A 25,136-nucleotide genomic window follows, 5' to 3' on the forward strand; every position below is an offset into this window, starting at 1 on the left:
AAAACACATTAGCCTATGAGGCTAGTTGGCTGACACAGAGTTTTGAACACCCTCGCTGATGACATCAATTACGAGCACTGCCTTCTTCGATTTAGGAGCGCTCTTCTTTTAGTTTCATATACTCTTTGAGCCCTAAATGTACTTTAAATCTAGTTGCGTTAGAGTCCCACCCCAGTTCAGGATTTGCGAACTTTGATTTCCATCCGGAACCTCCATATCCAGATCTTGCCTCGTACTCAATTACGCTAAAGTTATAAAGTTCCTGTAAAGACTGCTCTTCTGAATAGGTCTTGTTCTCAACCGAGTTTATTCCAGCATATGCATCAGCATAATCATCTTTTTTAAAGTATAGTTTTCCTATTCGGGATAAAGCTTGTAGGCAAACCTCCCAGTCCCCCCAGTGTGGTAAAATTTCATCATCGAGTTCACTCTTTAAATAGTTCGAGTACTTTGGTCTAGCCTCGACAACATCTTTGTTTTCAAAAACAATGTCGTCACCCGGTTTTTTCTTAGTAACTTCCAAAAGTGTGTTGAGAAACGAGATTACATCTCTTGGTCTCATTAAGGTTCGATCAATGATGTGTTTCCACTTCGGTTGCTGATTTATCCTCTTCCCGTCATCTATGTCACTCCAGGAGTAATCGTCACCTAGCAGAACATTTATTCTCTTTTTAATCATTCCAAATAATTGCTCGTGATTCCATTCAATGAAGTCGGCGTTTGATTCTGCAATCTTGTTTTTGTCAGAAAAGATCAGGTCATCCCAGATGTCGCGTCGAAGGTATACAACTGATTTGAAATGTGTGTTGCTCCCCGAGAAATATTTTCGTATTTCTTTGGCTGCTAATATCAATCCAATTATTAGGTCTTTTCTTTCTTCAGTGAGGCTAGTGATGCCTCTGTCTAGCTCATCAAAGTGAATGAATACTTGGCTTAACTGGGAGACCTCCGATACCCTCTGAACATAATTGAGTATTTTGTCTGTCAGTGCGTTTAACTCTGAGCCAAGCTGTATATTATCATTTCGGCCGGATAGAGATATTTTCCCTAGTTTACAGCCCAATATCTGCGGCTCTAGGTCACCGCTAACCTTCAATCCTTGAGGTGAAAATATGTTTTTTATTGATGGGTTGGAGGTTCCGTAATTTTCGTTTAAAAACTTTTTTAGTTCTATCACTTCTGTCATTTGATCTCTGTCAGTCATGCCGAGGACGATCTTTGCAAATTCAACAGAAATTAGGTACCTCCATGAGGCAACGTATGACTCGACATGTTCCACTCCGTCATCTTTCACGGCTCCATGTACTTTCCAGGGGTATCCATTTAAATTCAATCCTGCGGAGAATTTACGGTGTTTATCCTCAGTAAAGTGCCTAAAAAGAGCCGTCTTTCCTGATCCTTTTCTGCCAAGAATAAGGAAGGTATCGCCATTGTCGACGTTGCGTGTGACGGACATCTCAACGAAATAATCCAGCACCGCATCATCTTCCGCTTCGACCTTTCCAAAATTTTTAAGTTGTCTCAATCCATTCATTTTTTGTGTTCCAAAGTAAATTTATTTTCCATCAGCCTGTTTTATAGCTGAGTGGCGAAATATTCATTAGCGTTTAATGTACGGCGATATTTCAGTGTTTCATATTGTAAGTGCAGGAGCCTCTCTCGATATAGATAATAAACGTTAAATTCTGAGGTCATCCGAATTCAATTTTTTCGTGTAAGAGCAAAAATGTAAATATCGTATTGTGTGTGGTGCCAGATACAGTGTTCAGGTATAAGCGGAGAGTACCTGAAAACCAATTGTCTGGCCGCTATACCTAGGTCACATACTTTACTTTTTATAATCAAAATGTGTTAGCGGTAGCGGCATTAGGGCTTCAGAAGCCAGTTGGTTAAACTGACTTTGAATCTTTACTTCGTTTCCCTTAATTATAAGATGAGAGGCAATATGGTTGCACAGGCTTACGATGCTCATTGGTCGTTTATTTGTAGGCTGAGCGGTAAAGGTGTCAATGAGCTTCGTGTATCAAGCAAGTTATTAGCTAACTGTGTCTCTTTGCTGAGCTTACCGTCGATTTTTATGTAGCCAATCGAAGACGTAAAACCTCTTTCATCAGTAATAAAGCCAAATGCAACGTCAGCAGGGGCTTCACTATCAAACTTGCCGAGGTAATAAGCTAGGTGAAAATCTAGATTGTTGGCCTGAACGGCTTTGAGTTGGACCACTACGAGGTTAATGGGACGGTCGTATTTGGTATCGGTAAAGTAGAGTTTTGGCTGTTTAGCGCCGAGAAAGACGGTCACCCGCGCATAACTGGAAAGATCTACCTTCCCTAAACTTACGAAATTCTCATAATCCACAAAGGCCCACTTCATTTTCAGCTCCCTTTCCCTTTTTTTCATGATTCTGCCATCAGTGGCGCATAAAAACTACTCTCAAATTACGATATTTGACGCGGAATAGTGGGATTTTTGGGTTTTGTATGGCGCTAAATCATTGATTTTATTGGGTATATGGGCTTGTGAGGATAGGTGCAAGCCCCCCATAATGCTCCGTGCTCCGTGCTCCGTGCTCCGTGCTCCGTGCTCCGTGCTCCGTGCTCCGTTCCCCCCATCCCCCCCATAAAGTAAACTAAGCTGCCTGACGAGCCAGCAATAACACGCCTGCCCCTAATAAAAACGAAGACACAATAAAACCGAAAGGAGTCAATGATGACCCAATGCCCCCATTGCGGAGAACAGGCCATGACGCCACTGCGAAAAACGCTGCTTGGGCCCGCCCAGTCGACGGGTTGTAAACGTTGCGGTGGGCGGGTATCGGTTTCCGCCACGGCGTTTTTTGCGCTTATCCCTTTTCTGTTAAGTATGATACTGGCGGATTCTTGGGCCGACCGTGGTTGGCTGTTAATTGGCGGCTCACTGGCGGTGGGTTTTTTGGTGATGGTTTATATTCATATAACGTTTATTCCGCTGGTGCCGCGCGACGACTAAGGCTTAACGCCCATAACCGAGAGCACTAACCAGGTGTTGTAGGCTAAAAAGGCCAAAAGCAATAAGCAGCCTTCAACCCGGTTAATGTTGCCCTTGCCGCGAAACCCATAGGCCATTACAAATAGCCCGGCGGTCATCGCCATCATAACGGGCCAGTCTCGTGTTAGCACATCGGGCGAGAGGTTGGGCATAGGCGTAATAACGCCGGCGATACCAATAACCGCAAGAATGTTAAACATATTAGAGCCGACCACATTGCCAATGGCGATATCATGCTCGCCTTTGCGGGCGGCAATGACCGATGCGGCCAACTCTGGTAAAGACGTGCCCAATGCCACAATGGTTAAGCCAATAATTAAGTCGCTTACCCCCAGTGATTGGGCAATCGTCACAGCGCCCCAGACCAAAATACGCGAGCTGACAATCAGCACGACCAGGCCAACGGCTAGCCAAAAAATGGCGCGGCGAAGCGGCATGGTACGCTCGGTTAACTCTTGCGCTACGTCGGAGGCCAAGGCGTCGTCCCGTTCGCGCAGCGAGGCGATAATGCTCCAGGCAACCAGACCGAAAAAGCCGGCTAATAGCGCTATTGCCTCGGCCCGGCTTAGGGCGCCGTTCCAAAATAGCGCGCCGGCAAACAGCCCGATAACAAACAGTAGTGGCAGCTCCCGCCGGACAATTTTTGAATGTACCGCGATTGGCGCCACCAGCGCCGTGATACCCAGAATCAGGCCGGTGTTAACGATGTTTGAGCCAAGCGCGTTGCCCAGCGCCAAATCCGGGTTGTTATCGAGCGCCGCCATGGCGGAGACGACCATCTCGGGCGCCGAGGTGCCAAACCCGACAATTACCATACCAATTAGCAGCGGTGGCATACCGGCGTGCTTTGCGGTTGCTGCCGCGCCCTCAACAAAGCGGTCAGCGCTCCAGACTAATAGCGCAAAGCCTCCGAGTATCGCGAGTAGTGCCAGGGTCATATAGATGTCTCAATGGGTAACAGCGTTAGCCCGGCGGTACCGCACTTCATGCGGGGTGACAGTGCGGTAGCGGATGGGGTGCTCCAGTATCATCAGGGGCGGGGGCGCCTGTCAATCTAAAACGAGGGGTTAAACGTGGGCGGCCGCCCCGCTTGCTATGGGCAGTTATTGTCGTTTGCCTTTGGAGTGCGGTAGAGGTTAAAGCGCAAAACTATTGCCATTAAGACTGTTGGTGTTTTATGTAATTATTTTGCTTTCGGCGGCGGTTGTTGAGCCTTTGATTTTTATGGCGGGCACGACATAAAGCTTGTTTATTTATTCGGTGTTGTTGGTGGTACTTAAAGTGTCACCAACAACGCCGGGGAGCAAACGCAGGTTCGCTCAGTTTTTACCAGCGGCCTATTCTTGCTCAAGGGCCCACATATCTTCCCAGTGTTTTTCGCGAAAGGCTAAGTCCTCTTGGCTGGGCGGCAATTTTTCCAGCAGTGCGGTCGACTCTTTACTAACCGCAAGGCCTGACTCGTGGAATTTATGCACAACCAGAGTGCTGAAGCGCATTTTAAGCCGCATGTAATCGCCGTAGCTGCTCCAGCCATTGTTTTCGAGTGCGGTTTCAACCTCATCGTAAATGCCCTGATTTTTTAGGGCGCTATCGAGCAGCCGATCTTGCGTGGCAGGGTCGAGCATGGCGGCGTCCAGTGGATCGTCGTATTCTTTAAACGCTTCTGAGTGGGATTGAGCCATTCGATCTTCTAGTGGTGCCAGTTCGTCCTCCGTCGTTGACAGTCGCTCAAGAAGCTCCATGCTTAATGGCTCTTCTGCCACCGCTTGGGTGGCGATCAACAATAAGGTGAATACAGCGCTAAGGAAGGGGGTAGTCCATTTCATTGAATGATCTCCATGATAAATACAAAATAAAAGTGCCTAAATTAAAGCTGGGCTAGGGTACGTTTTACACCGCATTGGTTGCTGTGATGTGGGTCACGCCGCGTAATGCCAGGCACAAAAAGTGTAAACGCGGGTGCTGCCTGAGCGCACGCTTACGTTAGCGGCCGGTTACAGCTGGTGAATCTGGCCGCGCTTATGGTGCGTAGTCCCAGGGCGACCCCCGTGGTATATTTTGGGTATGAATATACTGTTTACACCTCGTTTAACTTGTCGTCCTTTCTTTTACTGTTTACTTGCCCTGGCGCTATTGCTGGGGGTAAGCGCCTGCTCACCTAGCGATGAGCCCGGCGCTAGCGCAGTGGCGTCATCGCAGGCGGCTAACACGGAAGCCGCGGCGTTTAACAACTACACCGAAACCGGCGATTGGCCGGCCATTAAAAAGCGTGGCGTGCTGCGCTTGTTGGTGCCGCGCCGCGAGTATACCGGGCTGCCACGCACGGGTATGCCAACCGATGGGTTTAGAGATTTAGCCGAGGCGTTTGCCCGCGACAATGGCTTGCGCGCCGAGTGGATTGTTAAAGATTCGCTGGCCGAGCTGATACCGGCGCTGCAGCAGGGCGAGGGCGACCTGATCGTTAACCATTTAACCCGCACGGCCGAGCGGGAGCTACAAGTGGCCTTCTCGTTGCCGCTATCGCGGGCGACGGAGCGGGTGGTGACCGCAGGCGGCGGTAAGCCGGTGGCAAGCATCGAGCAATTGGCTGAGCTGGCGCTGGTGGTGCCCAAGGGGTCGTCGTATCAGCAAACCTTGCAGCGGTTAATGGCCGAGAACCCCGAGCTTAACTTTGATGTTACCGAGCGCCCCCACGATGGCAACCCGGACACGCTGGTAGATTTGGTGGTTAACGGCGATTTTGATGCGACGCTACTGGATGGCAATGTGGCCGAGACCCTAAGCCAGTACCGCGAGGACTTTACCCTGGGCTTGTCGGTGTCGCCGACGCGACCGGTGGCCTGGGCAATGCGTATCGATGCCGAACAGTTGCGCTCGCGGTTAAACCGCTATTTAACCCGTCATACCATTGATGAATCGAGTATTGATTATCGAACCGATGATTTAACGGCAATCAAAGATCGCGGTGTGATTCGCATGATTACCCGCAACAACCCCGCCAGTTATTTTATGTGGCGCGGTGATTTGATGGGCTTTGAGTACGACTTGCTAAAAAAATACGCCAGCGAGCAGGGGTTGCGTTTAGAGGTAGAGGTGGCGCCGCCCGACGTAGACCCGATTGATTGGTTAAAGGCCGGGCGGGGCGATGTGGTAGCCGCCGCCATGACGGTGACCCCAGAGCGCGCCGAGCGAGTTGCCTTTACCCGCTTTTATAACAAGGTGGCTGAGCAACTTGTTACTGCCGAGCCGCGCCCGCCGCTGGATGAGATTGCCGATATTAGCGGCCGCACCCTGGTGATTAACCCGCAGCATGCCTACTGGCAAAGCGCCGAGCGCTTTAAAGCCGGCGGCGCCGATTTTACTTTAAGCGCCCCGGAGGAGGATTTATCCAGCACCGAGATATTAATGGGCGTGGCCGAGGGGCGCTTTGATGCCACCGTTGCCGACAGCCATTTGGTGGCCATCGAGCAACGTTTTGCCGAGGGCTTGTTGGCCGGTGCCACATTGCCCGAAAAAGAGCACGCCTGGGCGGTACGCCCCAATAACCCCGAGCTGTTGGCCTCGCTTAACGAGTTTTTAAATCGCCATTATCGCGGTTTGTTTTTTAACGTAACTTACAACAAATATTTTAAAAACGACGAGCGTATCGGCAAGTATCAAGGCGAGCGTTTAACCTTTGCCGAGGGTTTATCGCCCTACGACGATTACGTAAAACCCCTGGGCGAAACTTACCAGTTTGACTGGCGGTTGATTGTCGCGCAGATGTATCAAGAGAGCCGCTTTAAGCCCGATGCCCGCTCTTACGCCGGCGCCCGGGGGTTGCTGCAAGTGTTGCCAAGCACCGCCGAGGAGCTTGGGTACAGCATACCCTTTGACGAGGCCTCGGGCATTGAGGCCGGGGTGACTTACTTAAATTGGACCCGCGACCGGTTTGAATCTTATTTACCGTTGGATGAGCGCTTGTGGTTTGCCCTGGCGGCCTATAACGCCGGCTTTGGTCACGTACAAGATGCACGCCGTTTAGCCCGGCAAAAAGGCTGGGACCCGGACGTGTGGTTTGGCAACGTCGAGCGCGCCATGCTCCTGTTATCGCGCAAAGAGTATTACAGCAAAGCGCGTTTCGGCTATGTGCGCGGCACCGAGCCGGTGCATTACGTGCGCAATATTCGCGACCGGTATCGGGGGTATTTGTCGGCGCAGTAGGGGGTGGATAAGTCGGATGGCGGATGTCTGAGGTCGGATGCTTTCGAGTGCGGAGTTGCCCTGATAAGGCAGACGCTGGATTCCCGATCGGGGTCGGGAATGACGGAGGAGGTAATGCTGGACGACGGATGTCTGAGGTCGGATGCTTTGGCGTGTGGAGTGACCCTGACCAGGCAGCCGCTAGATTCCCGATCGGGGTCGGGAATGACGAGAAAGGATTTAACCGGGTAACCTTCGCCTTGCTACAGCGTCATCCCGTGCAGAGCGAAGCGGCTTCACGGGATCCAGTGGCTATAATGATTGTTCGGACGACTGATGTCTGAAGTCTGATGCTTTGACGTGACCCTGACCAGGCAGACGCTAGATTCCCGATCGGGGTCGGGAATGAAGAGAAAGGTTTTAACTGGGTAACCTGCGCCTTGCTACAACGTCATCCCGTGCAGAGCGAAGCGGCGACACGGGATCCAGTGGCTTTGACGTTATAAAGGGCTAGCGGTCGGACGACGGATGTCTGAGGTCGGATGCTTTGGAGTGGCCCTGACCAAGCAGGCGCTGGATTCCCGATCGGGGTCGGGAATGACGAGGAAGGATTTGGCTGGGTAACCCTCGCCTTGCTACAGCGTCATCCCGTGCAGAGCGAAGCGGCGACACGGGATCCAGTGGCTTTAATGATTGTTCGGACGACTGATGTCTGAGGTCGGATGCTTTGGCGTGGCCCTGACCAAGCAGGCGCTAGATTCCCGATCGGAGTCGGGAATGACGGAGGGTGGTGCTGGATTCCCGATCGGGGTCGGGAATGACGGAAGAGTTGGCGCTGGATTCGCTGCCGGGAACGACAAAAAAGTTTTACCTCGCCCACAACCACAAAGGGCGGATCCAAAGATCCGCCCTTAGGTGTTTTATAGCGCTTCCGACTTCAGACATCCGTCATCAGACGCTCTATCACTAACTACACATTAAACCTAAAGTGCACCACGTCACCATCTTTAACGATGTACTCTTTGCCTTCCAGGCGCCATTTGCCGGCGTCTTTGGCGCCTTGCTCGCCGCCTAGTTCGATAAAGTCGTTGTAGCCGACCACTTCGGCGCGGATAAAGCCTTTTTCGAAGTCGGTGTGGATTTTGCCGGCGGCTTGTGGGGCGGTGGCGCCCACGGGGATGGTCCAGGCGCGCACTTCTTTAACGCCCGCGGTAAAGTAGGTATGCAGCCCCAGTAAGTCGTAGCCGCCGCGAATAACGCGGTTTAGGCCCGGCTCGTCCATGCCCAGTGCTTCCAGGAATTCGGCTTTTTCTTCGTCGTCCAGCTCGCTGATTTCGGCTTCAATTTTATTGCAAATGGGCACCACTACCGCGTTCTCTTCGGCGGCGATCTTTTTAACGGTATCCAGATGCGGGTTGTCTTCAAAGCCGTCTTCGGCGACGTTGGCAATGTACATGGTAGGCTTTAACGTCATTAAGCTCAGCTCGCGCAGCTGGGCGCGTTCGTCGTCGCTCAGCTCAAACGAGCGCAGCGGCTTGGCTTCGTCCAGGTGAGGTTGCACTTTCTCTAGCAGCGCCTTCATGGCGATGGCGTGTTTGTCCTGGCCTTTGGCGGCTTTAGCAAAGCGTTGAATGGCTTTTTCAACGGTCTCTAAGTCGGCCAGTGCCAGCTCGGTATTGATAACGTCAATATCTGAGGCGGGGTTAATTTTGCCGTCTACGTGAATCACGTTTTCGTCTTCAAAGCAGCGCACTACGTGGGCAATGGCGTCGGTCTCGCGGATGTTGGCGAGGAATTTGTTGCCCAGGCCCTCACCCTTGGAGGCGCCGGCGACCAACCCTGCAATGTCCACAAACTCCATGGTAGTGGCAATGACTTTTTCTGGCTTGACGATAGCGGCGATTTTGTCCTGACGTGGGTCGGGTACGGCAACCACGCCGGCATTGGGCTCAATGGTACAAAACGGGAAGTTCTCAGCACCAATGCCCGATTTGGTCAGCGCGTTAAACAGAGTGGATTTGCCTACATTGGGAAGACCGACAATACCGCAATTAAAGCCCATGAAACTGTCTCTTGATTTGAGGGTTTAGCAAAGCGCTGGATTATACATGATTAGGGCGGGGCAATGGTTTATGGGGAACGGAAAACGGCTGACGAGAGGTGAAAATTATCGATACTCGCTCGCCCGTACCCCGGTCACTGCTTTCGAGACGCAATTCAGCCCCTGGCGCGTCAGACGTCCGACATCGGACCTCAGACTTTTTTACTGACTATGCAGCTGATGCATCGCTTTGTTCCACTGGCCGGCTACCGCGTCGGGTAGGGCGCTAATGGCGCGGTCTATGGAGTCGTCGATTAGCTGTTGTTCGCTTTGCGGGGCGCGCTTTAGTACGTGGCCGGTAACTTGCGCGGCTGAGCCCGGGTGGCCGATGCCAATTCGGATGCGGGCAAAGTCTTTGCAGTTGCCGAGCGCGCTAACGGTGTCGCGCAGGCCGTTGTGGCCGCCGTGGCCGCCGCCAATTTTTAAGCGGGCAACGCCGGGTGCGAGGTCGAGCTCATCGTGTGCGACTAGAATCGCTTGCGGGGCAATTTTATAAAACTGTGCCAGCGCGGCGATGGCTTTGCCGCTGCGGTTCATGAAGGTGTTGGGAATTAACAGGTGAACATTGCGGCCGCCAAGGTTAATACGGGCGGTGTCACCAAAGAACTTTTTTTCGGGGGAGAGGCTGGTGCCTGACTGGCGGGCCAGTTCAGACACCAGGTCGGCACCGGCGTTATGGCGGGTCCGGTGATAATCGGGGCCGGGGTTACCCAAGCCAACAATCAGTTCAACCGGTGTGTCCATAACTCAGTGCCTTATGCTGCAAGCGTTAACTTACTCGCTGTCAGCTTCGCCTTCTTCTGCGTCTTCTGCGTCGTCAGCAGAGGCGCCTTTAGGCTTGTTGATTGCAACAACAGGCAGATCGTGATCTTCGCCGTGTGACAGAGCAACCGAGGTAACACCTTTTGGCAATTTAATGTCAGAGATGTGTACCACTTGGCCCAGCTCAACGTCAGCCAGATCCACTTCGATAAACTCAGGCAGGTTGGCAGGCAGACAGCTGATTTCCAGCTGAACCATGTTGTGCACGATGTTGCCGCCTTGCATTTTAACGCCTTTGCTAGTGTCTTCGTTCAAGAAGTGCAGCGGTACGCTGGTGTTCAGCTTCTTGGTTTTAGAAACACGCATAAAGTCAGCGTGAATCAGCTGAGCTTTAGCCGGGTGGCGTTGCAAATCTTTCAGGATGACGTCTTCGGCTTTGCCGTCGACAACCAGGCTGATGATGTGCGAGTAAAACGCTTCGCTTTCCAGGTGTTTGGTCAGCTCTTTGTGGCTAACGGTAATGTTAACGGGCTTTTTGTTGCCACCGTAAACAATACCGGGAACCAGACCAGCCAAACGACGCAGGCGGCGGCTCGCACCTTTCCCTAAGTCGTTACGACTTTCTGCATTCAAAATAAAATCTTCACTCATGAGAGTTTCCTTTATGTAAATCCACGAAGGTCCGCGACCAGAACGTTTCGTGGGTTAAGTTGTGCCGCTGGTGCGGCCGTTGTCCGAGCGTTCCTAGCGGAACATAGCGCTCAGAGATTCTTCATTGCTAAGGCGGCGCACCGCCTCGGCCAGCATGCGCGATAAAGTCAGCGTGCGAACTTTGCCGCAGTTCTGAATCGCTTCGCTCAGCGGGATAGAGTCAGTAACGACCAACTCGTCCAGCTCTGAGTTATTTAAGTTTTCGGCGGCTTTGCCCGACAGTACCGGGTGAGTCGCGTAGGCGATAACCCGGGTGGCGCCTTGCTTTTTAAGGGCCTTAGCGGCGTTGCACAAGGTGCCGGCGGTATCGACCATGTCATCTACCAGCAGGCAGGTGCGGCCTTCGATATCACCGATAATGTTCATTACCTCGGCAACATTGGCGCTGGGGCGGCGTTTATCGATAATCGCCAAATCTACACCCAGCTGCTTGGCTACCGCGCGGGCGCGAACCACGCCGCCAATATCCGGCGATACCACCACCAGATCTTTAAACTGTTGTTTTTCGATGTCCTCAAGCAGTACCGGTGAGCCGTATACGTTGTCGACGGGAACATCAAAAAAGCCCTGAATTTGTTCGGCGTGCAGGTCAACCGTAAGCAGTCGATCGATACCGGCGCCAACCATCATGTCGGCCACAACTTTGGCGGTAATGGGTACCCGGGCCGAGCGCACGCGGCGATCCTGGCGGGCGTAACCAAAGTAGGGGACCACGGCCGTGATACGGCCGGCGGATGCGCGACGCAGGGCGTCGACCATCACAATTAACTCGATGAGGTTGTCGTTGGTGGGCGCGCACGTCGGCTGCACCACAAACACATCCCGGCCGCGAACATTGACGTTAAGCTCGACGGCGACTTCACCGTCACTGAACTGGGAGACTGATACGTCACCAAGGCTCATGCCTAAATGATCGACTATTTTCTGCGCCAGATCGGGGTTGGCATTGCCGGTAAAGACCATCAAGTCTGTCACGTCAGGTACCTTTGTTGTCAGCTGTTCGGGTTGTTTACCCTTTTTGCAAAAGGGCAATACAAAAACACCGCGCTAAGCGCAGTGTGGCGATGATAACCCGGCGGTCTGCCAGAGCGAGGTAGGTAATAAGACGTGCCTAAAAGCTCAAGCGGCAGAGTGACGTGCCAAGGGTACCGCGTCGCTTTGGAAAATGGCTGGGGCGGAAGGATTCGAACCTTCGCATGACGGGATCAAAACCCGCTGCCTTACCGCTTGGCTACGCCCCAGTAGCAACTTAATCAGGAATCAGGTTGTAGTATGGCGCCTTGTTGATTCCGCGACCGATAAATCCGGTCATGTCCGCTGGCAGTTGAGCAAGCACTTGCTCGGCTTTAGCGGCTGAATCAAAGGCGGCAAATACGCACGCTCCTGTTCCGGTCATTCTCGCATGGTTTGAAAAATTCTTCAACCAAATCAGTGCTTTATCAACTTCTTTATAAAGCTTTCTAACCAGAGGCTGGCAGTCGTTTTGAGTGCCCCTCTGCGAGAAGGCCGCTACTTTAATGGGGCGTGTGTCTCTTGTCAAATCTTTGTGACAAAAAATTTCACGAGTGCTCACGTGGCAACCAGGGTTGATCACTAAATACCATTTTTCGGGTAGCTCGACCGGGGTAAGCTGCTCGCCGATGCCCTCGGCCCAGGCGCTAACGCCGTTGATAAACACGGGTACGTCGGCGCCGAGATTGCGGCCCAGGGTCATTAACGTCTCGCGTGAGCAGCCCGCCTGCCATAAATGGTTAAGGCCAATTAGGGTGGTGGCCGCGTTAGAGCTGCCGCCGCCAATGCCGCCGCCCATGGGCAGGTGTTTAGCCAGGGTTATATCCGCGCCGCAAACGGCAAGGCCGCGAGCCTGCATATCGGCCTGCAGCGCGCGCGCGGCGCGATAAATTAAATTATCTGTGTGTGCCACACCGGCAAGCTCCGGGCTGATGGTAATGGCATCATCCGCGCGCGGGTTAAAGCTTAGGGTGTCGCCGGTATCTAATAATTGAAACAGGGTTTGCAGTTGGTGGTAGCCATCACGGCGGCGGCCATTTATGTGCAAAAACAAATTTAGTTTTGCCGGCGAGGTAAGGGTTAAAGCAGTGGCTTGTGTCATGGGCGTTAGGGCGTGTTGTGGGTAACTTGCCAGTCGTACACCGCGACGACTAAGCGTATGCGCTGGTTGTTGCCAAGCTCGCGGGTGGCGATGACTTTGCCGGGTAAATAGACGTCGGCCACAGCCTGATAGTTTAGGTAGCTTAATTGCCAGCCGGCTTGTGTGAGGCTGGCCAGCAGGCCGTTATCCGTGCGCTTAAGGTCGTCGATGGGCCGCTCGGTGGCGGGTAGGCCCAGCAGCCAGTCGGCCAGCAAGCTGACCGGTAAATCCCAGCCGGTTTGCTGATATAAAAGCGCCTCGGCGCTCCCGGCGTACAGCGGCTCGGTGTCGGGCTGGGTGAGTACAACGCCCTCGGGCGTGCTTTTAAGTTCTACCCGGCCCTGGCCCAGAGGGCCCGACAAGCTGATTTGAAAATCGCTGGACGAGTGCTGCCAGTCGAGCCGGGCCGAGCCGTTTTGCTCGGGCGAGCGCAGCCCCGCTTTGGCCTGTAAATGCCACTGGGAAATGGCGCGCAGGCGCTGCTCGTGGGCCTGAGTATCGATAGGCCCGGCGGGCGGGGCGCCGGTGTCGGGGAGGTTGGCGCAGCGGGTTAACAGCAATATGGCCAGCAGCGCAATCAGCGTTTGAGTGATTCGCATAGGGTATTAAATTGGCGTGTCGGCGCTGATTTTTAGGCGCTGCAGGGTGCGCAGTATGTAGCCGCTTTGCGGCTCTATCTCGAGCCCGCTGCGCCACACATTAAGGGCCGCTTCACGCTGGCCCGATACCCACAATACCTCGCCCAAATGCGCGGCAATCTCATCGTCGGGGTAAAGCTCCATGGCTTGTTCTAAATACTTTTGCGCTTGCGCTAAGTTGCCCAGACGATATTGCACCCAGCCCATGCTGTCGATGGTGGCCGGGTCGTTGGGCTGCTGCTCCAGAGCGCGTTTAATCAGCTCGTAGGCTTCGGTATAGCGCTCGGTGCGATCCGCCAGAATATAACCCAGGGCATTAAGCGCGGCGGGGTTGTTGGGGTCGTACTCCAAAATAGTGCGTAGGTCGGCCTCGGCCTGGGCGATATCGCCTGCGCGCTCGTGCAGCATGCTGCGGGCGTAAAGCAGGTTGCTGTTGTTGGGGCTTTCTAGCAGGGCATCGTCCAGCACTGTCAGGGCGGCGGCGTCTTCACCGGCCTCGAGCAAGCTTTGGCTGTACATTAGTGCCAGCCGCTCGTGTTGCTCGGGTAGTTGCTCGCGCAGCTGTTGGTAGAGCTCGTCGGTGTCTTGCAGGTTACCCAGTTGCAGCTGAATCGTCAGCGCCCGGGCAATGGCGTGGGCAAAATCGTCGCCTTGCTGCACTTTTAAGTAGTGCTGAATGGCTTGCTCGGGCTGCTCGTTTTGCTCGGCGAGCTGACCCAGATAAAAATGCGCTTCATCGGTGTGCTCGTTAATATCCAGCAGGCTCTGGTAGCTGTTTTGGGCGGTCTCAAGGTCGCCGCGCTCGTCGGCCACTAACGCCAGGGCCATCAGTAACTCGCTGTCGCTCGGGCTGCCGTTAACCAGTATTTGAAATTGCTCTTGTGCCTCTTCTAGGTGCTCAAAAGTAAGTAGGCGGGCGTATTGCAAGCGCAGGCGGCGGTTGCCTGGCGCCAGGTCCAGTTGCTCTTTAATCACCGCGAGGGCGGCGGCGTTATCGCCGCGCTGGTGCAGCAAGCCACTGGTCAGAATAAGCCCCGGGGTGTTGCTAGGCTCGATCTCGCGGGCGCGCTCGGCCAATTCTAAAGCGCCTTCTAGGTCTCCCTGTTGCTGATGCAGTAAGCCGGTGCTTATCAGTAGCGCCACATTCTCGGGTTGCTCGCTTAGTAATTGCTCGTAGTTTTCCAGCAGCAGCTCGCGCTGGGTATCGGTGGCATTGCTGGCATTGGCGGCGATGCTTTGTAGCAGGGCGTCATTGTCGCGGGTTTGCGCGTGGCGGGTGCGCTCCAGTGCCTCAAGCAGGTGGCCGGCGTCAATTTGCGCCAAAATGGCGGCGGCCTGCGCGTCCTGGTTGTCGGGCGAAGCCTCGGCCCACAGGGCGGCCGAGGTAATAATGGCGTCGCTCGCATCCATATAACGGGCAATCATGTAGGCTCGCTCGGCCACTTGCGGGTCGCGGGTTTGCTGCGCCTGCTGTAGGTAGTTGGCCAGCGCCACATCCAGCCGACCACGGCTGCCGGCCAGCTCGGCACTGAGCAGGGCGTACAGGGTATCGCTGGTAAAGGGCCGTGCCGGCAGGGGCTCGGGCTCGGTTACCGCCACTGGCTCGGGCTCCGGGGTGTCGATCTGCTGTGGTTGCTGAGCGCAGCCAAACAGGCCGCTCAGCAAGGTGGCGTAGATCGTTAATTGTACGGCTTTCATGTTGATTTCCTAAAAACGTAAAACAGGGTCAGCTCGATGCTTTGGTAGCCCCGGCGGCACCGGGGCCGGGGGCTGTAGCCCGTAAATGACGGGGCGCTGCCAGTCCGTGATAAAATGCCACTTGTCAGCGGCCTTTGCTAGCTGGACAATGACGCCCTTTGAATCCTGTATCGGTAATGACCCAGACTGCATGACATTATTGGCTTTTGGCATCAATCATACAACCGCCCCCGTGCATATTCGCGAGCGAGTCGCGTTTGCGCCGGATGCGGCTGTAGCGGCCTTAATGGCATTGCAAACACAGGCTGGGGCCGATGAAGCCGTCATACTGTCTACCTGCAATCGTACCGAATTGTATCTGCACAGTCAGCGCGACCCCGATGTGCTATTAGATTGGTTGGTGGCGCACTCCAGTGTGGCCAAAGAAGATCTGGCCGAGTGCCACTATTTATACGCGGGCGATCAGGCGCTGCGGCATATGATGAAAGTCGCGGGCGGGCTCGACTCGCTGGTGTTAGGCGAGCCGCAAATTTTAGGGCAAATGAAATCCGCCTATGCCACCTCGGAAGAGGCCGGCGCCCTCGGCGCGCATTTGCGCCGAGCGTTTCAGCAGGCGTTTGCGGTAGCCAAGCAGGTGCGCACGCAAACAGCCATTGGCCAAAACCCGGTGTCGGTGGCCTATACCGCCGTGAGTTTGGCGCAGCGGATCTTCTCGGATTTAAAAGAGGATACCGCGCTCTTGATTGGCGCCGGCGAAACCATTGACTTGGTGGCACAGCATTTAAACGAGCAGGGCATTAAGCACATTATTGTCGCCAACCGCACTTTGGGGCGCGCCCAAAAATTAGCCGAGCGCTTTGGTGGCGAGGCCGTGTTGTTGGCCGATATCCCTGACTGCTTGCCGCGCGCCGATATTGTTATTTCCTCGACGGCCAGTCAGTTGCCTTTGCTGGGCAAAGGCGCGGTAGAGGCGGCGTTAAAAAAGCGCAAGCACAAGCCCATGTTTATGCTGGATATTGCGGTGCCGCGCGACATCGAAGAGCAGGTGGGTGAGTTGGATGATGTCTACTTGTATACGGTAGACGACCTGCAGGTGGTGATCGAGCAAAACAAAAAAAGCCGCGCCGAGGCGGCCGACCACGCGCTGGATATTATCGAGCAAGGCGTAGCCGCGTTTGCCCGCGAGCTGCGCGCCATGGACGCGGTGGATACCATTAAAGCGTATCGCGCCAAGGCCGATGAGTTGCGCGAGCAAGAGCTGGAAAAAGCCCTTAAATTATTGCAAAGCGGCACCGCGCCCGATAAAGCGCTGGCGCAATTGGCCCGCAACTTAACCAATAAATTACTGCACGCGCCGACCACGGCTTTGCGCGAGGCAAGTGCCAATGGCGAGTATGAAACCGTGCGAATATCGCACCGGTTGTTCGCCATTACTGAAGATGATATTGAGCAACAATCGGGATTGGTTAGCCCATCAGATAATGCGGCAACTAAGCCCCACAACGCGAATGAAAGCGAGAAATAATGAAAGCCTCTATTTTAGAAAAGCTGGATCGATTAAGTGAACGCAACGAAGAGGTTAGCGCGCTGCTTTCCGACGCCGATGTCATTTCCGATCAGAATAAATTTCGGGATTTATCCAAAGAGTACGCCGAGCTCGAGCCGCTGATTGCCTCCTACGGCCGTTATCGCAGTGTGCTGGAGGACTTAGCCGAAGCGCAGTCTATGTTGGATGAAGGCGACCCGGAGATGCGCGAGATGGCGCGCGAAGAAATTGACTCCGCGGGTGAAGCAAAAGCCGAGCTTGAGGCGGAGCTGCAAATGCTGCTGCTGCCCAAAGACCCCAACGACGATAAAAACGTGTTTTTGGAGATTCGCGCCGGTACCGGTGGCGATGAGGCGGCGATTTTTTCGGGCGATTTGTTCCGTATGTACTCGCGCTATTGCGAGCAGCGCGGCTGGCGCATTGAAGTGCTGAGTGAAAACCTCGGCGAGCACGGCGGCTACAAAGAATTAATCACTCGCGTTAGCGGCACTAACGTGTACGCCAGCTTAAAGTTTGAATCGGGCGCCCACCGCGTGCAACGCGTGCCCGAGACAGAATCTCAGGGGCGTATTCACACCTCGGCCTGCACCGTGGCCGTAATGCCCGAGGCCGATGAGCTGGACGAAGTGGCAATCAACAAAAGCGACATTAAAGTAGACACCTTTCGCGCCTCCGGCGCCGGTGGGCAGCACGTTAACAAAACCGACTCGGCGATACGTATTACCCACATCCCAAGCGGTGTCGTGGTGGAGTGTCAGGACGAGCGCTCGCAACATAAAAACCGCGCCCGCGCTATGTCGCTGTTGGCCGCCAGGCTTAAAAACTCGCAAGAAGAAAGCGCTGCGGCGTCTATTGCCGAAGAGCGCAAATCGCTGGTGGGCAGTGGCGACCGTTCAGAGCGGATTCGCACCTACAACTATCCCCAGGGGCGCGTGACCGATCACCGTATTAACCTTACCTTGTACAAGCTGGACGAGGTAATGCAAGGCGCGCTGGACGAAGTGATTCAGCCGTTAGTGCATGAGTATCAGGCCGACCAGTTAGCCGCGCTATCGGAGTAAACCCATGACAGTACAAGAGGCCCTGCGCTGGGCGCAGGCGCAACTTGTTGCCAGCGACAGTGCCCGGCTCGATGCCGAGGTGCTGCTGGCTTTTACTCTGCAAAAAACGCGGGTGTATTTGTACACCTGGCCCGAGGCTGAGCTGAGCGCCGAGGCGCAAGCGCAGTTTGCCTCATTGATTCAGGCCCGCACGGGCGGCGAGCCCATCGCCTATTTAACGGGCACCCAAGAGTTTTGGTCGCTGCCGCTGATGACCGACCGCCACACGTTAATACCCCGCGCCGATACCGAACTGTTAGTCGAGCTGGCGCTGGAGCATGCGCCGGCAAACACTCAGCGCGTGCTGGATTTAGGTACGGGTACCGGCGCTATTGCCTTGGCTTTGGCGCACGAGCGCCCCGCGTGGCAGGTTACCGGGGTAGACCGGGTGGCCGAGGCCGCAGATTTGGCTACGCGCAATGCCGAGGCGCTTAATATTCGCAATGCCCATTTTTTGCAAAGCGATTGGTTTGCGGCGCTGGGCGATGACGTATTTGATTTGATCGTGAGTAACCCGCCTTATATCGATGCCGCCGATGGCCATTTAAGCGAGGGCGATGTGCGCTTTGAGCCGCGCTCGGCGCTGGTGGCCGATAACGCGGGCCTGGCCGATATCGAGCGCATTACTAAGGCCGCTTGCGCCCACTTAACCCCCGGCGGCTTTTTATTGTTTGAGCACGGCTGGCAGCAGGGCGCTGCGGTGCGTGAATGTTTAACCGCCGCCGGTTTTAACGCGGTTACCACCCATCAAGACTTGGCTGGCCGCGACCGGGTGACCCTGGGACAAATGCCATGAGTGATATGAACGACGATCAGCTACTGCGCTACTCGCGGCAAATTATGTTGCCCGAAGTAGATATAGAAGGGCAAAGCAAGCTGCTGGACGCGCGCGTGGTGATTGTCGGTCTCGGCGGGCTAGGGGCGCCGGTGGCGATGTATTTAGCCGCGGCCGGTGTGGGTAGTTTGGTGTTGGTCGATGATGATACTGTCGAGCTGACAAACTTACAGCGGCAAATTGTTCACTCGAGCAGTGATATTGGCCGCAGCAAAGTGGCCAGCGCAGCGGCAACCATTAACGGCATAAACCCCGGCGTTACTGTCGAGACCCACAACACGCGTTTAACAGATAACAATTTAACGGCACTGCTTGATGGCACGGATGCCCTGGTCGATTGCTGCGATAATTTTACCACCCGCTTTACCTTAAACGCCGCCGCCGTGGCGCGACAAATACCGCTTATCTCCGGCGCGGCAATCCGGCTCGAGGGGCAGGTGGCGGTGTTTGACTCGCGCAACCCACAAAGCCCTTGCTACCGCTGCCTGTACGATGAGCAAAACGACGAGAATTTAACCTGCTCGGACAGTGGCGTGCTGGCGCCGTTGGTGGGCGTGATTGGCTCTATGCAGGCGCTAGAAACGATAAAACTGTTGACGGGCATTGGTGATGGTCTAACCGGCCGGTTACAGTTGTACGATGCCCGCAAAAGTGTGTGGCGAGAGATGCGTTTGCCGCGCGACCCAGGTTGCCCAGTATGTAAAAGCAGGGCGTAGCGGTAGCGGATGGTCTCGCTGTGGTTAATGCAGCGAGTTACCTTTATCATATGAGCAGTAATATTAAAAAATAAACAACAATAGAAAGGGAACTTTATGGCTACACCAACCTATAAAATCATTTTGTTGGGTGCTATGCCCGATGTGACTGATGTTCAGGCGCAGGCAGGCTTTGCCAAGATCTTCAATTTAACACCCGAGCAAGCGGCCCCGTTATTTGCCAAGCCCGGGCGTATATTAAAGTCGGGCTTAACGCACGAGCAGGCGACTAACTACGTAAACAAGCTGGCTAGGGTTGGTGTGGCTTGTGAAATGCGCGAAGAAGCTGCCCCCGCTGCGGTCTCCGCTCCGCCTGTTACTCCGCCACCAGTTGAGCCCGCCTCTCAGGCAAAAGAGCAGCAGTCCCCTGCCGGTCCGAGAAATGTCGATTTTGTGTTTACCGGTAACGGCTTTGAGTACTTTAAAATCTGGATTGTCAATATTTTGTTATCTATTGTTACGCTGGGTATTTATTCGGCGTGGGCTAAGGTGCGGAATAAGCAATACTTTTACGGTAACACCTTTCTAGATGACGTGAGCTTTTCTTACACCGCTAACCCGGTCAAGATATTAATCGGTCGTATTATCGCCTTTGTGTTTTTGGTGGTTTACAGCGTGGCGGGTGAGCTGAGCGTAACCGCCGGCGCTATTATGGGGATTTTACTGTTTGTATTTTTGCCTTGGGTGATTTGCAAATCGCTACGGTTTAACGCTCGGTATTCCAGCTACCGGAATGTCCCCTTCGCGTTTACAGGTAAGGTGTGGGGTGCTGCATGTGCATTTATATTTTGGCCTATGTTGGGGTTCATCACTCTTGGGATACTGTTTCCGTTTGCCTACTATAAACAAAAGCATTTTATTTACGGTAATCATGGCTATGGTACCCGCCCGTTCAGTTTTTCGGCTACGGTAGGCAGTTACTATGTCGTGTTTTTACTCACTATGGCGGTTTGCGTATTGTTCGCCTTGGCGGCGTTCTTCTTAGGGCTTGTCGCTCATCCTATATTGGGCGGCTTGCTGTTCTCGATTATTTATCTATTTACCTTTGCATTTTTCACCGTTCGGGTTGCCAACATCAATTACAACGCGATTACTCTTAAAGATCACGCGCTACGTGCCGATTGGCAGTTTGGTGGTTACCTTTGGTTGATGGTATCAAATACCTTTTTGATTGTTCTCACCCTCGGCTTGTATATCCCTTGGGCAAAGGTGCGCACGGCGAGCTTTAAGGCGAGGTATACCAGTGCTTTATTTGTTGGCGATATGAACGAGTTTGCCGCGCAAGAGCACGAGAGGGTAAATGCCTTGGCTGAGTCGGTCGGTGATTTGTTCGATATTGAAATTGGCTTTTAAAGGAGCCTATGGTGAATATTCAAGGTCGCTGGTTTGACGGAAAAAGCTCGCAAGCTTGCGACGCGACACTCACTTTACGTGGTGACACCAGCGTCAGCGTGTCGGATGTGGCGAGCGGTGAGCCGCTTATTGTGGCAAATGTTAACGATCTGGATATTTCGTCGCGCCTTGGCAATACCGCACGGTTTGTGCGTTTTGCCAATGGCGCTGCGTTTGAAACGGTCGATAACACCGCCGTTGATGCCTTACAAAAAAAGCGTATTGACGGCGGCTCTGCCGGCTTGCTGCATAAGCTGGAGTCTCATTTGGGCCTCGTGCTTGTCGCGGCCATACTCTCGATTGCTGTACTCGTGGGCGGTGCCGTGTATGGCGTGCCCGCCACGGCACGCCTGATCGCGTTTCAGCTGCCACAAAACACGCTCGATACGGTGGCGGCCGAAACCATGAGCATATTGGATCGCACCCACTTTGATGACAGTGAGCTGAGTGTCGATCGCCAGACGCAATTACAAGCCGAGTTTAAGCCGGTGCTGGCGCAGTATCCGGATATGCCACTTAAAGTCGAGTTTCGTAAAGGGGGCGATAACATTGGCGCCAACGCTTTTGCCTTGCCCGACGGCACGATTATTTTTACCGATGAGATGATCGAGCTGTCGCATAGCCCAAGCGAGCGTATTGCGGTGTTAGCCCATGAGATCGGTCATGTTGCCGAGCGACACAGCTTACGCGCCGTTATCCAAAATGCGGTATTAGGCTTTGTCTATGTGACCTTGGTGGGCGATGGCACAGCGATGGGTGACTTGCTGATCGGCTTGCCGGTGCTGGCCACTACCTTGTCATATTCGCGCGATCATGAAACCGAGGCCGATGTATTCTCAGCTGAGTTTTTAGACAAGGCGGGTATAGAGCGTCAGGCGTTTGTCGATATTATGCAACGCTTGGGCGAGACTATGCGTTGTAACGAGCTGATTGACGACGCTAAAGATGTCGACGAAGATGCGTTGTCAGACACGGAGCGCCTGGCCCTTTGTGAAACGCTTATTGACGAGGCGGACGACGAAGGCAATAGCCAGTGGCGGGATTATTTGTCGACCCACCCGGGGCTGGAGCAACGCTTGATTGATTTTACGGCCCAGTAGCAGGGCGGGGGTTCTATCAGTGCCGAGCGGCTATCGAAGTCCCGATTGCTTCCGTTAAAGGCTTTTCTGAGCTTGCTCCGGCGCGTCTAAAGGAGCTCTATATTCGCGGTTTAGCGTAATTCTCGCCCTCTATCGCCGGGCGGGGGCGAATTACTTGTTGTTTTGCGACAAGAAGTAATCAAGAAGGCAGCTCCTGCGCTTCCATGCGCCCGCGGCATTAGTGAATCCCTTCACGTCACGCACCCCGGTTCGCGGCCCTGCGCCGCTAAGCGTCCGGCCAGCAAGCCCAGCTTGCTGTCGTTCGACTGCGCGCAAAGCAATGCTTTGCAAACGCTGGGTCTTACCCCTCACTCCAACCGATTTTAGCGGGCCGTATCGACAGGCCTTCCGTGGCCTGGCGATACTTGCGCACGCGCGGCCCAGGCCGGCCTCTCTGCCCCGGTATTCACCTTCTCCTGTTTGCTTACCCCCTAAAATCGGTCTGCGTTCGGCTCGCTCTCAGGGGCCCCGTGGGTGCCGGGTTCTGGTTTGGAGGTGCTCTATTAGTGTCGAGCGTGTGTTGAAGCACAAAATAGTGGTTTTCTACATCAATGGTTCAGGCCCTCCGCAGGCCCCATCTCACGTGAGATTACGGTGAGCTGGTAGTGTTTGGCGGAATATTGGTCAGATTGCATAAGGGGTGAACAGTAGGGTGAAAATCTATAAATTTCTTTGTCGAAAGTGTTGGCAGTTTTCCGTTTCACGCCTTTATGCGCACTTCTTTCGGGGCCTTAGCTCAGCTGGGAGAGCGCAACACTGGCAGTGTTGAGGTCAGTGGTTTGATGTGCATGGATGCACCAATGTCGCGGGCGCAGGAAGCGCAGGAGCGACCTCTAATTCGCCGGGAGCGAATTTGCACGGCGAATGCCGCCCGGAGGGTGGGGCACAGGGACAAGGTGAATGCCTCGGAGAGGCAGAGAGGGCGGCCTGGGCCGAGTGCCCCATGCATCCCGCTAGGCGGGGGTTTTATCAGTGCCTAACGCGTTTCGAAGCCCGATCTCGTGATTTATAGGGATTCGCTTAATAGCCTTAATTTGGGCTAGTCAAGACTTATGAACCTCTGAAGTGCTGGCGCCGTTGAAAAATCAGACAGATTGAATGGCAGTTGATCGACCAAGCAAAAATCCATAAATTTCTAGTGCGGAAGCCTTGACAGATATCTGTCTCGCGCCTATTATGCGCACCTCTTTCGGGGCCTTAGCTCAGCTGGGAGAGCGCAACACTGGCAGTGTTGAGGTCAGCGGTTCGATCCCGCTAGGCTCCACCAAACAAACAAAAAACCCCCGTACTCGCGAGAGTACGGGGGTTTTTTGTTTGTTCCGCTGAAAGCTCAGCGGGGGCGAGGCTTAGCTCCGGTTCACTAATTCGCCGGGAGCGAATTAGCACAGCGAACGCTGCCCGCAGGCGGGGCACAGGGAAGTGCCCCGTGCATCCCGCGAATCGTCGAAGTCCTGCCGCTATGTGCGATGGTCTCATCGGGACAGGGGTTTTTTTGTTTGTGGGCCAAGCTGGGTGAGAAGCCTGACGCCAGCGTGTTTGATGTGCATGGATGCACAAATGTCGCGGGCGCAGGAAGCGCAGGAGCGACCCCTAATTCGCCGGGAGCGAATTAGCACAGCGAACGCTGCCCGCAGGGTGGGGCACAGGGACAAGGTGAATGCCTCGTAGATGCAGAGAGGACGGCCTGGGGCGAGTGCCCCACGCATCCCGCTAGGGGGGGGGCAGTAATCAACGCCTATCGAAGTTCAAACTCTGCATAGTTAAAGATCAAATCGCGCCGGCCCAGGCTGCCTTCTCTGCATTCGGCTGACGACTATAGAAGATTATCGAAATTAAGGCATGGTCAGTCCGTGTTCAGGGGAAACCCTTGAATACTAAAGACCAATAATTATTGATCAAAAAATTTTTCCTATATAAATCAGAGTGCTAGCCTCTTCTTGCTTCACGCGGGAAAAACAATTACATTAAAGCTCAAATAAATTCAGTCGCACCTTCCTCAGACACGGAATTGTCAAAATATGCCTTTTTTTCTCTTATTATCAGATGCTTGCGTTTCGCACTTAACTCAGTTTCTGGGGAAGATAGGGTGCGAGAGCAAAGTGCGACTGAGTCGCATGAATTAGCTGTTAAGCGAGAAATGAATGCATCGTATGGAATCAACAGATAATAAAACCAGCAGCATGATGAAATTTTTTCAAATCCGGCGGTGGGCATTATCGGGAGTATTGCAAGTTTAATTGGTCTTTTTCTTGCGATTGTTTTCTTTTTTGCAGCTCAAAAATCTCCAAACCTTGTTTACTCTATTCATCCTACGAAGAATGTATTGCTTAGAGCAGACATTCCGTCCGATCTATCCGTGCTGTATAAGGGAGAAGCGATCAAGGATAAGGATATAGTTGCCATATCGCTTTCTATTTGGAACGACGGGAGTCAAAGCATAAGACCGTCTTCCATTCTAGAGAGTGTGAAGATTGAGTTTACTCCAAGAGTGAATATTTTAGAGGCAAATGTAACTAAGTTGAGTCGGGCCGTCACTAAACTTTCTCTTTCTCAAGACCAAAATGTATTAAATGGAGGGGTGGTTCCATTGGAGTGGAATATTCTAGAGTCGGGTGATGGCGCTAACATACAGGTTATTTATGCGGGGTCCTTAGAGGCAACTGTGTCCGTCAAAGGAGTAATTGAGGGGCAAGGAATACCAAGGCTTCTTTCGGGTATTTCAATTAAACAAGATAAAGATTCACCTTTAAATGACGTAAAGGTGTTGAAATGGATAATACCATCAATCTTGATATTTTCAGTAGCGATAACCGTTCTATCATTCAAATATCCAAATAGATTTAAATTTATTCCGTTTGTTTCTTTAATCGCCGGTCACAAGGAAATGTCATGGATTCCGCTTCTAATAGCGATAATTCCTTTCTTGATTGCAGCCGTGTACGTTTTTGTAAAATTAGATGAATGGTATCCTCCCTTTGGCTTCTGACAGTCGCTTAACAAACGCGTCAATTAGGACGCTCGCAAGCTCGCGCCTATTACGCGGGCGTTGAGACTGTAGAAAAACTCCAAAAAATAGGCGTTTTTTGCTAAAATAAGGC

20 protein-coding genes and 2 tRNA genes are annotated in these 25,136 nt (G+C 53.5%); 10 read left to right on the forward strand and 12 right to left on the reverse strand.

Annotated elements, in window-relative coordinates; genetic code table 11:
- Positions 1-91 precede the first annotated feature (91 nt).
- A complete protein-coding gene (locus AAC019_RS15545) occupies positions 92-1,534 on the reverse strand; it encodes a hypothetical protein (protein ID WP_339900094.1) in 1,443 nt (480 codons plus the stop codon).
- A gap of 434 nt (positions 1,535-1,968) precedes the next feature.
- Positions 1,969-2,400, reverse strand: a complete 432-nt coding sequence (locus AAC019_RS15550) for a PIN domain-containing protein (protein WP_339900096.1) — start codon at positions 2,398-2,400, stop codon at positions 1,969-1,971.
- A 342-nt stretch (positions 2,401-2,742) separates the two neighbouring features.
- On the opposite strand from AAC019_RS15550, the gene AAC019_RS15555 reads away from it, so the two are divergent.
- Entirely contained in the window at positions 2,743-2,988 is a 246-nt protein-coding gene (locus AAC019_RS15555; protein WP_339900098.1) for a hypothetical protein, read from the forward strand.
- On the opposite strand, the gene AAC019_RS15560 is transcribed toward AAC019_RS15555, so the two are convergent.
- The gene (locus AAC019_RS15560) at positions 2,985-3,965 is read right to left on the reverse strand and encodes a calcium/sodium antiporter (RefSeq protein ID WP_339900099.1); all 981 of its coding nucleotides are present in this window, start codon (positions 3,963-3,965) and stop codon (positions 2,985-2,987) included. The two genes, AAC019_RS15555 and AAC019_RS15560, sit on opposite strands and share 4 nt — an antisense overlap.
- Positions 3,966-4,364: 399 nt before the next feature.
- Positions 4,365-4,853 (reverse strand): hypothetical protein, encoded by a 489-nt coding sequence (locus tag AAC019_RS15565; protein ID WP_339900100.1) that lies wholly within the window; start codon positions 4,851-4,853, stop codon positions 4,365-4,367.
- A gap of 238 nt (positions 4,854-5,091) precedes the next feature.
- On the opposite strand from AAC019_RS15565, the gene AAC019_RS15570 reads away from it, so the two are divergent.
- Positions 5,092-7,230 carry a transporter substrate-binding domain-containing protein gene (locus tag AAC019_RS15570; RefSeq protein WP_339900102.1) on the forward strand — a complete coding sequence of 713 codons (2,139 nt, stop codon included), beginning with the start codon at positions 5,092-5,094 and terminating at the stop codon, positions 7,228-7,230.
- Between the two features lie 949 nt (positions 7,231-8,179).
- Here AAC019_RS15570 and ychF read toward each other — a convergent pair.
- The 8 genes from ychF to AAC019_RS15610 form a co-directional block, all read right to left on the reverse strand.
- Positions 8,180-9,271, reverse strand: a complete 1,092-nt coding sequence (gene ychF / locus AAC019_RS15575) for a redox-regulated ATPase YchF (protein WP_339900103.1) — start codon at positions 9,269-9,271, stop codon at positions 8,180-8,182.
- A 201-nt stretch (positions 9,272-9,472) separates the two neighbouring features.
- Complete coding sequence (gene pth, locus AAC019_RS15580) at positions 9,473-10,054, reverse strand: aminoacyl-tRNA hydrolase (RefSeq protein ID WP_339900105.1); 582 nt, start codon at positions 10,052-10,054, stop codon at positions 9,473-9,475.
- Positions 10,055-10,084: 30 nt separating this feature from the next.
- Positions 10,085-10,723, reverse strand: a complete 639-nt coding sequence (locus tag AAC019_RS15585; protein WP_339900107.1) for a 50S ribosomal protein L25/general stress protein Ctc — start codon at positions 10,721-10,723, stop codon at positions 10,085-10,087.
- A gap of 93 nt (positions 10,724-10,816) precedes the next feature.
- Positions 10,817-11,749 (reverse strand): ribose-phosphate pyrophosphokinase, encoded by a 933-nt coding sequence (locus AAC019_RS15590; RefSeq protein WP_339900123.1) that lies wholly within the window; start codon positions 11,747-11,749, stop codon positions 10,817-10,819.
- A gap of 200 nt (positions 11,750-11,949) precedes the next feature.
- Positions 11,950-12,024 (reverse strand) — tRNA-Gln (locus AAC019_RS15595).
- A gap of 8 nt (positions 12,025-12,032) precedes the next feature.
- Positions 12,033-12,896: a 4-(cytidine 5'-diphospho)-2-C-methyl-D-erythritol kinase gene (ispE, locus tag AAC019_RS15600; RefSeq protein ID WP_339900109.1), complete on the reverse strand. Its 864-nt coding sequence runs from the start codon at positions 12,894-12,896 to the stop codon at positions 12,033-12,035.
- Between the two features lie 5 nt (positions 12,897-12,901).
- A complete protein-coding gene (gene lolB / locus AAC019_RS15605) occupies positions 12,902-13,534 on the reverse strand; it encodes a lipoprotein insertase outer membrane protein LolB (protein WP_339900111.1) in 633 nt (210 codons plus the stop codon).
- A gap of 6 nt (positions 13,535-13,540) precedes the next feature.
- On the reverse strand, positions 13,541-15,271 hold the full coding sequence (locus AAC019_RS15610; RefSeq protein ID WP_339900112.1) for a tetratricopeptide repeat protein: 1,731 nt from the start codon (positions 15,269-15,271) through the stop codon (positions 13,541-13,543).
- Between the two features lie 190 nt (positions 15,272-15,461).
- Here AAC019_RS15610 and hemA point away from each other — a divergent pair, with 190 nt between their 5' ends.
- The 8 genes from hemA (at position 15,462) to AAC019_RS15650 (ending at position 25,024) form a co-directional block, all read left to right on the forward strand.
- The gene (hemA, locus tag AAC019_RS15615) at positions 15,462-16,796 is read left to right on the forward strand and encodes a glutamyl-tRNA reductase (protein WP_339900113.1); all 1,335 of its coding nucleotides are present in this window, start codon (positions 15,462-15,464) and stop codon (positions 16,794-16,796) included.
- A complete protein-coding gene (gene prfA / locus AAC019_RS15620; protein WP_339900114.1) occupies positions 16,796-17,878 on the forward strand; it encodes a peptide chain release factor 1 in 1,083 nt (360 codons plus the stop codon). The genes hemA and prfA overlap by 1 nt, the downstream gene beginning before the upstream one ends.
- Before the next feature lie 4 nt (positions 17,879-17,882).
- A complete protein-coding gene (prmC, locus tag AAC019_RS15625) occupies positions 17,883-18,713 on the forward strand; it encodes a peptide chain release factor N(5)-glutamine methyltransferase (RefSeq protein WP_339900116.1) in 831 nt (276 codons plus the stop codon).
- A gap of 5 nt (positions 18,714-18,718) precedes the next feature.
- Complete coding sequence (locus AAC019_RS15630; protein ID WP_339900125.1) at positions 18,719-19,468, forward strand: molybdopterin-synthase adenylyltransferase MoeB; 750 nt, start codon at positions 18,719-18,721, stop codon at positions 19,466-19,468.
- Positions 19,469-19,564: 96 nt separating this feature from the next.
- Positions 19,565-20,860: a YjgN family protein gene (locus tag AAC019_RS15635; protein WP_339900118.1), complete on the forward strand. Its 1,296-nt coding sequence runs from the start codon at positions 19,565-19,567 to the stop codon at positions 20,858-20,860.
- Between the two features lie 8 nt (positions 20,861-20,868).
- The gene (locus AAC019_RS15640; protein ID WP_339900120.1) at positions 20,869-21,999 is read left to right on the forward strand and encodes a M48 family metallopeptidase; all 1,131 of its coding nucleotides are present in this window, start codon (positions 20,869-20,871) and stop codon (positions 21,997-21,999) included.
- Positions 22,000-23,229: 1,230 nt separating this feature from the next.
- Positions 23,230-23,305: transfer RNA gene (locus AAC019_RS15645), tRNA-Ala, on the forward strand.
- Between the two features lie 939 nt (positions 23,306-24,244).
- Positions 24,245-25,024 (forward strand): hypothetical protein, encoded by a 780-nt coding sequence (locus AAC019_RS15650; protein WP_339900121.1) that lies wholly within the window; start codon positions 24,245-24,247, stop codon positions 25,022-25,024.
- Positions 25,025-25,136: the final 112 nt, after the last annotated feature.

Origin of the sequence: uncultured Gilvimarinus sp., assembly GCF_963975215.1 — a bacterium.
GTDB lineage: Bacteria > Pseudomonadota > Gammaproteobacteria > Pseudomonadales > Cellvibrionaceae > Gilvimarinus.

What these genes read in the sequence shown, in the direction of transcription:
- AAC019_RS15545 (WP_339900094.1), bottom strand. Translation starts at nt 1,534, where the DNA reads ATGAATGGATTGAGACAACTTAAAAATTTTGGAAAGGTCGAAGCGGAA.
- AAC019_RS15550 (WP_339900096.1), bottom strand. Translation starts at nt 2,400, where the DNA reads ATGAAAAAAAGGGAAAGGGAGCTGAAAATGAAGTGGGCCTTTGTGGAT.
- AAC019_RS15555 (WP_339900098.1), top strand. Translation starts at nt 2,743, where the DNA reads ATGACGCCACTGCGAAAAACGCTGCTTGGGCCCGCCCAGTCGACGGGT.
- AAC019_RS15560 (WP_339900099.1), bottom strand. Translation starts at nt 3,965, where the DNA reads ATGACCCTGGCACTACTCGCGATACTCGGAGGCTTTGCGCTATTAGTC.
- AAC019_RS15565 (WP_339900100.1), bottom strand. Translation starts at nt 4,853, where the DNA reads ATGAAATGGACTACCCCCTTCCTTAGCGCTGTATTCACCTTATTGTTG.
- AAC019_RS15570 (WP_339900102.1), top strand. Translation starts at nt 5,092, where the DNA reads ATGAATATACTGTTTACACCTCGTTTAACTTGTCGTCCTTTCTTTTAC.
- ychF (WP_339900103.1), bottom strand. Translation starts at nt 9,271, where the DNA reads ATGGGCTTTAATTGCGGTATTGTCGGTCTTCCCAATGTAGGCAAATCC.
- pth (WP_339900105.1), bottom strand. Translation starts at nt 10,054, where the DNA reads ATGGACACACCGGTTGAACTGATTGTTGGCTTGGGTAACCCCGGCCCC.
- AAC019_RS15585 (WP_339900107.1), bottom strand. Translation starts at nt 10,723, where the DNA reads ATGAGTGAAGATTTTATTTTGAATGCAGAAAGTCGTAACGACTTAGGG.
- ispE (WP_339900109.1), bottom strand. Translation starts at nt 12,896, where the DNA reads ATGACACAAGCCACTGCTTTAACCCTTACCTCGCCGGCAAAACTAAAT.
- lolB (WP_339900111.1), bottom strand. Translation starts at nt 13,534, where the DNA reads ATGCGAATCACTCAAACGCTGATTGCGCTGCTGGCCATATTGCTGTTA.
- AAC019_RS15610 (WP_339900112.1), bottom strand. Translation starts at nt 15,271, where the DNA reads ATGAAAGCCGTACAATTAACGATCTACGCCACCTTGCTGAGCGGCCTG.
- hemA (WP_339900113.1), top strand. Translation starts at nt 15,462, where the DNA reads ATGACATTATTGGCTTTTGGCATCAATCATACAACCGCCCCCGTGCAT.
- prfA (WP_339900114.1), top strand. Translation starts at nt 16,796, where the DNA reads ATGAAAGCCTCTATTTTAGAAAAGCTGGATCGATTAAGTGAACGCAAC.
- prmC (WP_339900116.1), top strand. Translation starts at nt 17,883, where the DNA reads ATGACAGTACAAGAGGCCCTGCGCTGGGCGCAGGCGCAACTTGTTGCC.
- AAC019_RS15630 (WP_339900125.1), top strand. Translation starts at nt 18,719, where the DNA reads ATGAACGACGATCAGCTACTGCGCTACTCGCGGCAAATTATGTTGCCC.
- AAC019_RS15635 (WP_339900118.1), top strand. Translation starts at nt 19,565, where the DNA reads ATGGCTACACCAACCTATAAAATCATTTTGTTGGGTGCTATGCCCGAT.
- AAC019_RS15640 (WP_339900120.1), top strand. Translation starts at nt 20,869, where the DNA reads ATGGTGAATATTCAAGGTCGCTGGTTTGACGGAAAAAGCTCGCAAGCT.